This is a genomic window from Candidatus Defluviibacterium haderslevense, assembly GCA_016712225.1.
GTDB lineage: Bacteria > Bacteroidota > Bacteroidia > Chitinophagales > Saprospiraceae > Vicinibacter > Vicinibacter haderslevensis.
Map to the genome: position 1 here is coordinate 2,918,210 of JADJRL010000003.1, position 14,196 is coordinate 2,932,405.

Annotated in this window: 10 protein-coding genes; 7 read left to right on the top strand and 3 right to left on the bottom strand. The window is 33.0% G+C overall.

Features of this window, described 5'->3' with window-relative positions; translation table 11 throughout:
• The first annotated feature begins 8 nt into the window (after window positions 1–8).
• Complete coding sequence (locus tag IPK88_11370; GenBank protein MBK8244015.1) at window positions 9–2,102, top strand: PQQ-dependent sugar dehydrogenase; 2,094 nt, start codon at window positions 9–11, stop codon at window positions 2,100–2,102.
• A gap of 28 nt (window positions 2,103–2,130) precedes the next feature.
• Here the strand turns inward: IPK88_11370 and IPK88_11375 are convergent, their stop codons facing one another.
• Window positions 2,131–3,435 (bottom strand): insulinase family protein, encoded by a 1,305-nt coding sequence (locus tag IPK88_11375; protein ID MBK8244016.1) that lies wholly within the window; start codon window positions 3,433–3,435, stop codon window positions 2,131–2,133.
• Window positions 3,436–3,480: 45 nt separating this feature from the next.
• Window positions 3,481–5,616 carry a T9SS type A sorting domain-containing protein gene (locus IPK88_11380; protein ID MBK8244017.1) on the bottom strand — a complete coding sequence of 712 codons (2,136 nt, stop codon included), beginning with the start codon at window positions 5,614–5,616 and terminating at the stop codon, window positions 3,481–3,483.
• Between the two features lie 587 nt (window positions 5,617–6,203).
• Here IPK88_11380 and IPK88_11385 point away from each other — a divergent pair.
• From IPK88_11385 to IPK88_11405, 5 genes are all read left to right on the top strand, one after another.
• Window positions 6,204–7,883, top strand: coding sequence for an aryl-sulfate sulfotransferase (locus IPK88_11385; GenBank protein ID MBK8244018.1), 1,680 nt, complete (start codon window positions 6,204–6,206; stop codon window positions 7,881–7,883).
• Window positions 7,884–7,964: 81 nt separating this feature from the next.
• A complete protein-coding gene (locus tag IPK88_11390) occupies window positions 7,965–8,627 on the top strand; it encodes a hypothetical protein (GenBank protein MBK8244019.1) in 663 nt (220 codons plus the stop codon).
• A gap of 2 nt (window positions 8,628–8,629) precedes the next feature.
• Entirely contained in the window at window positions 8,630–9,649 is a 1,020-nt protein-coding gene (locus IPK88_11395; GenBank protein ID MBK8244020.1) for a c-type cytochrome, read from the top strand.
• A gap of 313 nt (window positions 9,650–9,962) precedes the next feature.
• Window positions 9,963–10,868, top strand: a complete 906-nt coding sequence (locus IPK88_11400) for an AraC family transcriptional regulator (GenBank protein MBK8244021.1) — start codon at window positions 9,963–9,965, stop codon at window positions 10,866–10,868.
• 179 nt (window positions 10,869–11,047) lie between these two features.
• Entirely contained in the window at window positions 11,048–11,422 is a 375-nt protein-coding gene (locus tag IPK88_11405; GenBank protein ID MBK8244022.1) for a cupin domain-containing protein, read from the top strand.
• A 134-nt stretch (window positions 11,423–11,556) separates the two neighbouring features.
• On the opposite strand, the gene IPK88_11410 is transcribed toward IPK88_11405, so the two are convergent.
• Window positions 11,557–12,012 (bottom strand): alkylphosphonate utilization protein, encoded by a 456-nt coding sequence (locus tag IPK88_11410; protein ID MBK8244023.1) that lies wholly within the window; start codon window positions 12,010–12,012, stop codon window positions 11,557–11,559.
• Window positions 12,013–12,594: 582 nt separating this feature from the next.
• Here IPK88_11410 and IPK88_11415 point away from each other — a divergent pair.
• Window positions 12,595–14,178, top strand: a complete 1,584-nt coding sequence (locus tag IPK88_11415) for a sulfatase-like hydrolase/transferase (protein MBK8244024.1) — start codon at window positions 12,595–12,597, stop codon at window positions 14,176–14,178.
• Window positions 14,179–14,196 lie beyond the last annotated feature (18 nt).

The window sequence follows — 14,196 nt, forward strand, 5'->3', positions numbered from 1 at the left end:
AAACCGTAATGCGACAAAAGAAATTTATACTATTTGTTACCATGTGTTTGATAACACAAGGGATATTGTTATCTCAAAATACCATTGCATTAAAGAAAATAGTTGGAGGACTTTCTATTCCAATTTATATGACTCATGCTGGAGATGAACGCATTTTTATTGTTGAAAAAGCAGGCCGAATAAAAATTTTCAATAATGGAAAAATTCAAGATACTGTGTTTTTGAATATTGCTTCGAAAGTTAATTCCAGGGGAAATGAACAAGGATTATTAGGATTGGCATTTCATCCAGATTTTAAAAATAATGGATATTTTTTTGTAAATTATATTAATAACAATTCACCAAATCAAACGGTTATTGCACGATACAAATTAAGTTCATTTAGTCCGAATAAAGCAGACAGTACATCTGAAAAAGTAATTCTAACTATTGATCAACCCTTTAATAATCACAATGGTGGATGTTTGCAGTTTGGTAAAGATGGATACTTATATATTGGAATGGGAGATGGTGGAAGTGCTAATGACCCAAATAATAATGCACAGAACGGGAATTCCCTTTTAGGGAAAATGTTGCGTATAGATATAGATACTGCAGCTAACTATAGTGTGCCTGCCAATAATCCATTTGTAAAAGATAGCACGGTTAAAGATGAAGTATGGGCCATTGGATTGCGCAATCCATGGAGATTTAGTTTCGATCGTTTAACTGGTGATATGTGGATTGGAGATGTTGGACAGGGCACATGGGAAGAAGTTGACTTCCAAAGTGCAACGAGTAAAGGTGGTGAAAATTATGGTTGGAGGTGTTATGAAGGAAATGCAAACTTTAATACTACAGGTTGTAAACCAAAAAGTACATTTACTTTTCCGGCACATGTTTATTTGTCGGATGAAAACAATCAAGGTTGCTCAATAACAGGTGGGTACGTCTATCGAGGGAAGAATTGTCCATCATTGTTTGGTAAATATTTTTTTGGCGATTATTGCAGTGGTTTAATTTGGGAAATTGAAAACAAAGGCGATACGATGTTTTCTAATAAACAAGCTTATTTTTTTAAACGCAGTGAGATTTCTTCATTTGGTGAAGATGTTAATGGAGAATTGTATATGATAGCTATTGCAGAGGGTAGTTTATACCAAATTTGTGAAGCATGCAATATAGTATATAAAGATACTCTTGTTCAGCCTACTTGTTCTAATTCACAAGATGGAATGATCTCCATTGTTTCTGGTCAACCTAATATCAGGTATTTATGGAGTACCGGAGACACAACTTCTAATTTATTAAATCTGGGCGCTGGAAATTACAAAGTTACCCTTACTGTAGGAGCCTGTACGACACAGAAAGAATTTATTATTCAGGCACCAAAACAAGATTCCATTTGTATTACACCTATTTTTAGAGCTGAAATTTGTGCATCGGATTCTGCTATTTTAATAGCATGTGATGCTGCTCCAGGTGCTAATTATCAATGGTATAAGGACTCTGTTGTCGTGCCGTCCCTCACAAATAAAAGAGTCTTTGTCAATCAATCAGGATATTATCAAACTCAAACCATTAATTCATCAGGATGTAAATCTTCTTTATCCTTAGGAATACAGATTACTGTTTTTCCATTACCTCCAAAACCAACAATTAGCGGTCAAAGAGATACATTAAATGCATCTCCCGGATATTCTTCTTACCGTTGGTTTTTGAATGGAACACTAAAGGCTGGAACATTAATACCACAATATGTTATTCAGGAAAAAGGATGGTATCAGGTCAGTGTAATAGATTCCAATCTATGTGAAAGTGAGAAATCGGATTCCATTTATTTAATACCTTTGTCAACTGTCGATGTGTTGAATGAAACAGTTCAAATTATTCCAAATCCTAATTCCGGAAAATTCATACTTAAGATGGAATCATTAACAACTAAACCTGTGTTATTAAAAATGATTAACGAATCAGGAATAGAGGTTTACAAACAACGAATCTTTGAATTTTCGAATGTGATCCAAGTCAATATGTCCCATGTTTCAAAGGGTATGTATGTTTATATATTAGTAGGGCCAAAAAACCAAACGATTTCAACCGGAAAATTGATCGTAGAATAATCTCATTTATTTATACCTCCGTAAGTAATCAATGATTGCTTAAATACAAATAATTACCTTGTTGAGGATTTATGTATTGATTTAGAACCCGGTGGATGTCTTCACGTGTGAGTTGAGTATAGTGATCGAGTTCAGTATAAATGAGATCAGGATCTTCAAGCCATTCTGCATAAGACAGATTTAAAGCTTGATTGACGGTTCCTAGCTGAGAAAACAAATATGCGGATTCATTTTTGTTCATATATTTTTGCCAATCATGATCCGAAATTTCTTGATTTTTTAGCTTATTAATCACTTCCCAAAAAGCATCTTGGCCTTGTTGAATATTGATTCCGGTATTCAATTTACCTTCCATGATAATGAGTCCGGGATCTGTAGTTGCCGTTAGATAGCAATCAATAGATGAGAATAGCATTTTTTCTTTTTTCAAAGAACTATATAATATAGAAGATTTGCCTTCTGAAAGTATATCCGTTAAAAAGTCTAATGCATAAAAGTCTGGATTTTTTCTATTACTACAATGAAATGAAATGTAGAGTGCTTCTTCAGGATAAGTTCCCAATATAGTACGTTCACGTTTTTCTGTTTGAAGATCTTCTGAAGGATATTTTTTTTGAATAACGGATTTGGATCCAATTGTTCCAAAATGCAAGTTCACCAACTTAATGGTTTGGTCGACATTAATATTTCCACTTATAACCAGGATAGCATTTGATGGATGATAATAATGATCATAAAAGGCTACTGCATCATCATATACTAAGTTGGCAATATCTTCTTGGTTTTGTCCTATAACCGGCCATTTGTAGGGGTGTTTTTGGTAAGACAAATCAAAGATCCAATGTGAAAACATGCCATAAGGATTATTTAAATAGTGTTCACTAAATTCTTCGATAACAACTTTTTGCTGGATTTTAAATTCCTTTTTACCAATATTGAAACCTTGCATACGTAAAGCTTCAAGTTGAAGCATAAGTTCCAATTGTTGGACAGGTGCTATATTATAATATTGAGTCGTGTCAGGTGTTGTAAAGGCATTACTTTCACCGCCGGCATTTTGCATAATTTCGTCAAAATTGACATCAATGCCACAATTGGAAAACATCAAATGTTCAAACAAATGTGCTATTCCTGTTTTGTGGGATTGCTCATCTCTGGAGCCCACTTTATATAAAATACTGACGCATGCCATTTTGGTGCTGTTATCAGGTAATAACAACACAGTAAGTCCATTGTCTAAGGTAATTCTTGTGTACGGATTCAGTGTAGAAGTATTTTTGATGGAACAAAAGTAATATTTCTTGCGACAATTAAATAAAAAAGAGCATTTCAATAAATTATTGAAATGCTCACTCTAAAATGCAATAAATATATATTCCTAATATCGAATTAATTTTTTTCGGGTTATAGTCTTATTTAGGGATACCAGACAAACTAAATAGGTTCCAGGAATATAGCTCGTTAGATCTATAGTTGTATATCCTGATTCATGTATGTCAATCCGACTTATTTTTTTACCATAGATATCAAATAATTCGAGATGACTTTGTTCTGAAAGTTTCTTCGAAATAACGGTACAATATTGTTGTGTTGGATTTGGAAATAAAACAATATCTGTTGATGAATTAAGGATTGAAGTGCCAGAAGGCCCTAAGATCTCAGTCTGAACTAAATTGGTTAAAATAGGACTATTTTGATCAAAATAAATAGATGCAGTATTTTGGATAAAGGTTCCAACCGGTAAACCTGGAAGTGGCTTTATAGCGAATTGTATAAATCCGGAAGATGCATCAAAATTGTGTAAGCTATCCACCAGGGCAATATCAGGAAATGAAATAGATAATATGTTATTGCCCAACAAGGTGAATTCATTAGTATGGCTTGAATTAATTATTCTAATGGTGCCTGGATTTAAAAACGGAGATAAAGTATCCACTAACATTACATGATACGCACTGTCATTTCCTGTGTTTTGAAAATGTATGGTATAGATTAATTCTTGATTGTTTGGATAATTAAGCGGGAGGGTATTTGCATTCACTGTTTTGTAATTTGGATCATGGGAGTTTACAATAACTCCTTGAAGGTTTATGGAATTGTTTATGGTATTGATATCATTTAAAGTTTCTACAATTCCAAAAATATTGAATGAATCACCTAAGGGCGTATTTTGTGGTATTTTGAATTCAGCTTCAATGGACCTTATTCCAAAATAAGGAATTTCTTGATTGAAAAACCAAATTATGGTATCCTGAATAATAGTATCCTTAACAGGTGTGCCTGATTCATAGGTCCAGTTCTGTGGTGCAACTAATTTGACCGTATAAGGGGAAGGCTTAGTAGAACCTAAATTATTGATTTGCATTTTAATTTTTAAAATATTTCCTGGTCTAAGTCGTCCTTTTATTGTTCCTGCCAATTCCAAATCTGTAATGTTCTTACTGCTAAATCTAAAATCATAACTATTGGATAAATAGGATGGTGATGTTGTTGCAATCGTATGAATGATTGGATCAATATTCCATAAATTTTGATCGAAAGCATCTATGGATAAGGTATTTGTTGTTTGAGTATCTAATTTAATAAAGTACCCAAATGATTTTGAAGAAATATACACGTCTCTAGGTAATGAATGAATAGTTCTATTAAGTATAGGTGTATCCAATGCATCGTATATTCCATTATTATTTTCATCAATGTAAACTTTGCCTGAAGCAGTAGAACTCAATAGGCATTGATTAGCATCTTGATTGACTATAATTTTTGCACAACGGTATGCCGTTTGTTGACAAATTTGATTATTAACTGGATTGCCACGTATGGCTTTCACACAGAGTTCAAATTCACCTAAATTGGGGAAGTCTAATTTAATTGAAGAGCGATATTTATTTAATTTTATTTGATCAAGGGTCCAAATATAATTTGCCGTTTCAACAGTGTCTACAAAAAAAGAATAATTGTATTCACCTTGACAGATATAAATAGTTGAATCAGGATCATTGTTGATTAATGATACATCTTCAAGCGGTGGCAGATTATTATTGCCATTGATATTTATGGTAAAATCGCATACATCACCAGAACACCCATCAACAAACAAATAATAGGTTTTCGATTCGGGTAACATCATGTCAATTGTATAAGATCCGGGACCAATACAATTTGGATTGCAGGCTAATGATTCAACACAACTGCAATCTCCCCAAATACCCATCTGAACGCCCGTCCCATTTACAGTACAATTACTATAGGTCACAGTAATACTTAACGGTCCAGCTGCTGCATTAAATGCCCACCATGAAGTATTATGTGATTCACCTCCGGAGGGACATAGCGGGGTACATCCTGTTGGGTTGGAATAATTTGCATTGGAACATGTATATCCATCTAGATCAAAAAGATTACAAATCACATTTGCGTCTTGACAATTATCAGCAGCGGGTGGTGTGCATTGACCTGTGAGATCAATACAGCAAAGGATTTTGGTGATTAGGATGAGTACTATTTTTTTCATGATATTGAATTTATTATATTGAATAAAATTTTGTATTTGATTTCTTCTTTTATAGTAACGTCTAGAAATTTAAAGTGTAGATATTTTAATCTTAAAGTGAAGATTTACGTATGCTCATTTTTATGGATCATATTAATTAAAGTAAGTTTTTAAATATTTATTAAGTTTATTTTTTTAGATCTCATGAATAAATTATTTTAATTAAGTATTGATGTATGTTAAGTATATACATTTTGATGGCATGGCGTTGCATTACTTTTGTAATTTTTTTTCATTGGTTAATTTATTCTTGCTTTTTAGAATATTTCTGGTGATAAAATGAGTACAATTGAAAACTTTTGTGCTTTTACAATTAGTATCGCTCTGGAAGGAGTCATGAACCAGTTGTTAATAATGATTTGAAAATTGAGATTTTAAAGTAAAAAAATCATGTTTAAATAAATATGTATGTATTTAAATGTCCCTTTAAATGCTTTATAAAATCTCGATATAGATCAATTTAATTGGATCAAATGTAAAATGAGTAATGTTTAACTTTGGCTTATATTTGACGCTTTAACGGAAAGATTATTAAATTTATAAATGATATGAAACGATTTTCAATTTTTAGGAATGACCTATTATTGGTATTTTATTTATTTTCCTATATTCAAACCTCAAACGCTCAAAAGTGGCCTGGATATACGCTTATTGCGGCTACCAATTCCACTAATGCTTATTTATTAGACACCTTGGGGAATACCTACCATACTTGGAAACTGAATGGTAACACTGGATATTCTGCTCATTTGATACCAGGTGGAACGATTGTCAGAGCGGTACAACATGCCGGTAATTATTTTAATGCAGGACCTCAATGTGGCCAGGTTCAGAAAACAGATTATAATGGAAAGGTCATCTGGGATTATGTTTACTCCACTGTAAATTATTGTTCGCACCATGATATTTGCCCAATGCCTAATGGAAATGTTCTATTGATTGCATATGAATTAAGAACAGCTGCGGAGGTTGTAGCTGCAGGTAGTAAATCAAATCTTATCATGTGGCCTGACAAAATTGTGGAAGTCAAACCAACAGGAGCCACTACGGGGGAAGTAGTGTGGGAATGGAAATCTTTTGATCACTTAGTTCAAAATGTCGACCCAAGTAAAAAAAATTATTATCCTTCCATTTCCGATCATCCCGAACTCTTGGATATCAATTATAAAACTACTAAAGATTGGTTGCACATGAATGGTGTGGATTATAATGCGGAGTTAGATCAGATCGCCTTTAGTTCGCATAATTTAAATGAAATTTATATTATAGATCACAGCACAACTATGGCAGAGGCTTCATCTCATAGTGGTGGAAAATATGGTAAAGGAGGTGACATACTATATCGTTGGGGAAATCCACAAGCTTATGGTGCATCCGGAGCCGCTAATTTTAAAGTAGTTCATGATGCGCATTGGGTTCCTGCAGGTTGTCCTCGTGCCGGTTCATTGGTTGGATTTAATAATCAAGGGGTTTCAAATACTAAATCATCAGTAGATATCATTGCACCACCTTACACAGAGGATAGCAATTACAGTAAAACTCCTGGTGCAGCATTCGAACCAACTACTTATACTTATCGCCATGCTGCAAATGGTTTTACAAGTAATGAGGGCGGATCTCAACAATTACCTAATGGGAATATGATTGTTTGTGTGGCAAAGGCAGGATATGTTTATGAAGTGGATGCCAATGAAAAAGTATTATGGTCTACTAATGTAAACGGTGGTCTTTCTCAGGCGTTTCGGTATAGTAAATGTTATATTGAAGGGACCTTAGCCGATAAACCTGTTATTTCTAAAGTTGGAGATTTGTTAATGTCCTCTGATGCTTCAACTTATCAATGGTATCTCAATGGTTTAAAAATAAATGGAGCGACTGAGCGGGAATATACACCAACACAAAGTGGAAAATTTCAAGTCATCATTACCAATACTGGTGGTTGCGAATCTGAAATTTCGGATGTTTTTAGATTCATAAAGAATACAACACAAGTAAATGACTTAAGTGATGATATTGATTTTAAGGTCTATCCAAATCCTATTACAGACCATATTTTTGTTTACCCACAAAATGAAAATCATTATTTTCGATTGTATGATGTCTATGGTAGGATTCATTTTTCTGGACAAAGTATTGAAGAAAAGAATTTATCAACTCTTCCTTCAGGGATCTATTATCTTAACATAAATGGATCAATTCATCATATATTTAAGTTGAATAAAATATAGAATTTCATATTGGTTTTAACCTAGATGAATGGAAAATATCTTACAATTTGCATGATGCCTTATACTAAATTTTTATTCATTTTGTTTTTATTCATTCAGAATCAAGTTGTAATTACAGCTCAAAGAACGATAAACGTAGATTTTAAATTTATTTATCATCAACGGGACTTGATAATGGACAGTTTGTACGTTAGGAATAATCAAGAATCCATACAATTCGAGACTCTTAAATTCTATATTTCGAACTTGAGATTTAATCTTAATAATGAGAATACATTCATCGAAAAAAACAGCTTTCATTTAATAGATATGGAAGATCGGAATTCCTTACATGTTTCTGTTTCTGATAGTTTAAATGGTGATATCCGTAATTTAAGTTTTAATTTAGGTATAGATAGCACAACGAATGTTTCAGGAGCGATGGGTGGAGATTTAGATCCTACAAAAGGTATGTATTGGACTTGGCAAAACGGCTATATCAATTTTAAGTTAGAAGGAAAAAGCACATTATGCAAAACCAGAAACAATGAATTTCAATTTCACATAGGTGGATATATGAATCCATTTACTACTCTTCAAAAAATTGAATTACCTATTAATAAAGTCGGTTCATGTACCATTGTATTTGATTTGGAGCAATTGATGGATAAGATTGACTTATCTATTCTCAATCATGTGATGTCACCACAATTGGATGCGGTAGAAATTTCAAAAAAAATAGTGACTGCTTTTAGTATTGAGTAGGTATGAAACAAGGATTAATTTTATGGATGTTGTTTTTTGCTTGTATAGCATTTTCAGGTATTCCTTTCAATGATCCAATTGAAATTCCGAAACATTTTCCAAAACCAATTTATTCATTTTCAACTAATCCGATAACTGTTGAAAAAATAGAATTAGGGAGAGCATTGTTTTATGATCCCATTCTTTCAAGGGATTCTACGATATCATGTGCAAGTTGTCATTCACAGTATAATGCTTTTGCGCATGTGGATCATGCCTTAAGTCATGGGATTAAAGATCAGATTGGAACGCGTAATGCTCCTGCCTTGTTGAATCTTGCTTGGCAAAAATCATTTATGTGGGACGGGGCTATCAATCATTTGGACATGCAATCATTATTTCCAATCACACATCCTAAAGAGATGGATGAGAACCTGGAACATGTAATGTCTAAATTACAGCAAACGAACATTTATCCTAAATTATTTTTTAAAGTCTACAGTGATTCCTTAATTACAGGTGAGCACACTTTAAAAGCCATTTCTGCATTCATGGTTTCACTGGTCAGTTCACATTCTAAATATGATAGCATGATTCTCAAACAAGCCTTATTTACTAAACAAGAAACTAAAGGATATAAATTATTTAAAAAGCATTGCAACAGTTGTCACACGGAACCTTTGTTTACAAATTTAAAGTTTGAAAATAATGGATTACCAGTTGATACTTCATTAAATGATTTTGGTAGAATAAGTATTACACATCAATCAACTGATTCTTTGAAATTCAAAGTACCTACACTGCGCAATATTGAGTTTACCTATCCTTATATGCACGATGGACGATTCAAGCGACTTGGTGAAGTGATCCAACATTATGCTTCAGAGATCCAACGACAACCAACGCTTGCAATGCAACTTCAAAAACTCATGCTTTTAAGTTCTAATGATAAAGTGGACTTGATGGCTTTTTTACTGACCTTGACAGATAAGACGTTTTTGTTTGATCCAAGGCATGGGTATCCATTTGGTCATTACAAATAACAATTTTTATCTTTTTGTTTCTAAAGCATTCCTGCCAAACCATGAATGAATTTACAATCCGAATATTTATGTTATGTGATAACAAAATCCGCAATAATTTCAATGAGTGTTATTAAGAGTAAATTATTAAATGTTATTCTGAAAAAAGTACGTAATTGATTTTTGAATTCCTTAGTCGAGGTTTAAATACATATAGGCATTTCGTCTTACTAATTATCCCAATTCAAGAGTATTTGATTAAGTCTAATTTAATAAAGTAATTATTTTTTTGTATATTTGAATACTCATTCATAAAAAATTCATACTCTAAACTATGAATAAAGAAGATGTTTTACTGATCAAAGATCTTGCTTCCTTTGAGAATCTGGTCAATCAAAACAAACAGTTTTTTGATTTGAATTTGATGGTCATGCCTGGCACTTTGGAGGATAAGCATAAAGACATCGATCCTGTGAAAGGTATAAGGGCACTGCGACGGCAGTTTAATTTGATTTACTTATTGACTGAAGGGGAGCATGATGTCATGTTGGGAGCTGACTATAGATGGTTAAAACCCAATGATTTAGTCATCGTGCCTGAGAACATGGTATATGCATCTCAGCACATTAGAAATTGCAAGGGATTTTGTATTCACTTTAAGACAGAATTTGTTCAAAATTTAATCAACGGACCTTTAACTGAAGATTTTCCATTTTTTCATTTTGAAGCCGAGCATATCATAAATCTCAATGATAAGGACAGTCTACTGATTCAACAAGCATTTAAGAATATCATATCTGAGTACCAGTCCACATCAAATGAAAAGGATTCCATACTTCGCAATCTAATACATATATTATTATTGAGAATCAGAGAAATTTACAGACCCTATGTAAAGCAATTCATGATGAGCAGTAGCAGAGCCACACGTTTGGCAAATACATTCAAGCACATGTTGGAGCGAGATTTTATTAAAAACAGATCCGTTCAAAAATATGCCAGTGAATTAAATATAAGCTCAAAATACTTATATGATGTGGTTAAGGCAACATTCGGAAAAACACCTCGCGATTTCATTAACGATATGTTATTATTAGAAGCCAAGGTGCAGTTGGGTTCCACTGATAAAACCATTTCAGAAATTGCTTTTGATCTGCAATTTGATGATCAAGCACACTTTAGTCACTTCATTAAGCAAAAATCGGGGATGAGCCCTGTTGCCTTAAGGCAAGTACTCTGATTTATACATATCTTAACGTAATAAGTACATAGCCTGTACCTTAATTCGCCAATAGATTTGCATCGTTATTTATTTTATCACCAATTTATTTTAATGTTATGCAAGTCAAGTTATTATTTATTTCTTTGTTTTATATTGGAAGTTTACTTTCATTTGAGTTTGCTCAAGCTCAAAATCATATGCACGATGAAAAAGCAGCAAAGGTTGATTTTTCTAAACCGGATGACGTGCGAACCTTTCCACTTGGAAAAGTGGATCTAGCAAAAATTGGCGGTGCCATGATAGGGCGTGCCGTGTTTCAACCGGGTTGGAAATGGTCTGAATCTGTGAAACCTATTGCAAAGACAGAAAGTTGCGAGGCGCCCCATTTTCAATACCATGTTTCCGGAATTCTCAGAATAAAGATGGATGACGGAACTGTTTTAGACTGTAAGCCTGGTGACGTATCCTATTTACCGATGGGTCATGATGCATGGGTTGTAGGAAAGGAACCTGTTGTGGTTATTGATTTTCATGGAATGTATGATTATGCAAAAGCCAATATGAGGAAATAGTATTAGGCATTTTATCCGTTTAATCAACAAGTTTAACGGATAACTTGTCTTGTATTAAAGGCGCAGTTTTGCAATTTGTAGGACTGCGCTTTTTTTTATTAGTTTGAAATATTAATTTAGAATAAATACAAAGTTTACCCTTTCTTCACGAACTGAGTAAGTATAATAATAGTCTGGTCATTAACCTTTCCTTCTATTTGGTTTGTATTATCTGGAACCAGTTTAATTTTCTTGACTATGGTTCCTTTAGGTGCCATGAAGTTAGCCCCTTTTACATTGAGTACCTGAGTTAGTACGACATTATCTCCATTTTCCAAAACTATGCCATTACAATCCTTATGCACTTCTTTGATTTCATACATGCGTATCGCGTCATCAATCACAGAATCACTTAATTCGACAGAATTAATAATATCATTAGCCCATTCCTGGTCCTTATAAAGATGTAACAATCTATAAGTAAGTACTTGTACAGGTGTTTGCTCGCTCCAAATACTTGCTGCCAGACATTGCCAATGGGATGTATCATTTTTATCATTATTTTCAATGCTATTATAACAATAATCACAAAGGGCAACGATATTGTTCATATCATATCCTTTCTCTGCATTAACTATATATTCATGATTCGGTGCTGTCAGACTGCACAATTCACATAGATCCCCGCAACGTTCTTTTAATTTGTCATTATTCATAGGAGCAAAGATAATATATTTTGCTTAGTTCTTGTTTTAGTTCTTAAGATTATGAATAACAAAGGTAGGCTTCTTTAGAAAATTAAGAAGTTTTTGTTGTTTTTCAGATTTTGTGTATTATTCTAGATACAATTGCAAATTCAATAAATGGAATGGTTGATTGTTTTATTAGTAGACGCAACTGGTATTTGTAATTTTCAACTTCAAATGGATTCAATTTTACATATCTTTACAAAATATAAATGTTCGAATTCTGTAATCATCAGTTTCAGATTGTAATAAAATTTAGTATGTTTCCAATTAGGTAAGATTAAAATAGGGAAAGGTCAAATTTTTAGAGGACTTTACTATTATAGAATTGGAAATAAAGTATAATCTTATGATCAGAACCAGATATCATTTTTTAAATATTAACAAACAGAATAAATGGGATAATTATTAATTCTTCTTATGTTAATTATGGTTAAATTATATTTTATGACTAGAATATTTTACTTTTTTATTATTTATGTTTTTAGTTTTAATGTCCAATCTCAACGCAATGTAATCCTTATTATCGCTGACGATATTGGTACAGATTATTTTGGATTTTATGAAGATGGTAAAGATACTGTTGATGTCCCAAATATTCGTGGCTTATTAAAAAAAGGGATTCGTTTTTCAAATGCTATGTCAAATCCTGTCTGTTCATCAACACGTGCAGGAATACTCACGGGTCGTTATAGTTTTCGAACAAAAGTTGGTGGAATAGTCGGCGGTGAAGGTGGATCGAACCCCTTGGATACTTCAGAGATAACAATTGCAAGGTTATTGGACATATTTAATCCAAATATTGCGAAGGCCAATATAGGAAAGTGGCACTTACATCAAGCCATGCCTATCGCTAATCTAAAATTTCCCAATGTTCTTGGTTATAACCATTACGAAGGTGGATTTATCGGCCAGTTGACGAGTTATACCAATTGGACTAAACATACAAATGGTATCGCAAGTACAATTACTAATTATGCGACTTCTGAGAATGTTGACAATGCAGTCAGTTGGATCAAACTACAAAAAGCCAATCCTTTTTTTCTTTGGTTGGCTTTTAATGCACCCCATGCACCATATCATTTGCCACCAGCGAATTTGCATAAATATTCTAATTTAAGTGGAACCAATCAGGATATCATGCAGAATCCAAAATCGTATTTCAAAGCGGCAATGCAAGCTATGGATACTGAACTGGGAAGGTTGATTGATTCACTTAGAGTAATGAATAGATTAGATAGTACTGACTTTATTTTTATTGGTGATAATGGGAATGAAATCAGAACGGTTCAGATTGTCGATAGCGACAGAGCCAAGGGAACAATCTATCAATATGGAGTTCATGTGCCATTTATAATTGCTGGGCCATCCGTTGTAGATCCAAACAGGACAAGTAATGCATTAGTTAATACAGTTGATATTTTTGCTACAGTTCTTGAATTATTTGGCATGAGTAATTGGTCATTACTAATTCAACCAAACAAGCCGGTGGATAGTAAAAGTATCTTACCAATTTTAAAAAATACAAATACTGAAATTCGTCCATGGTCTTTCTGTGAAATATTTAGACTTATGCCGGATTCCCGAGATGGAAAAGCCATACGAAATTTTGACTACAAATTATTTCGCTTTGATGATGGAAGACAAGAATTTTATCATTTGAAGAATGATCCAGAAGAACATGTAGATTTACTTAAAGGATCATGGAATAATGAAGATGTAGCGAACTATTATTATTTGTGTAATGAAATGACCAATTTATTAGGAACAGGTAATCTATGTAAACAAGTAGTAGGAATACAAGTTATTCATACATTAAATAAGTTTGCTTATCCAAATCCTTTTATTTCGCAAATACATGTATTTCCAGAATATGAAAGGGATTTATTTCATTTGATCAATGGAATGGGTCAGAGTGTTTTTATTGGAAATGATATTATACATCAAGATTTTTCAAATCTCCCAAAAGGATTGTACGTCTTGAAGAATGTAAATATTAGAAATCAAACTATAAAACTCCTTAAGGAATAATATCTTTGTTCTTAAAAT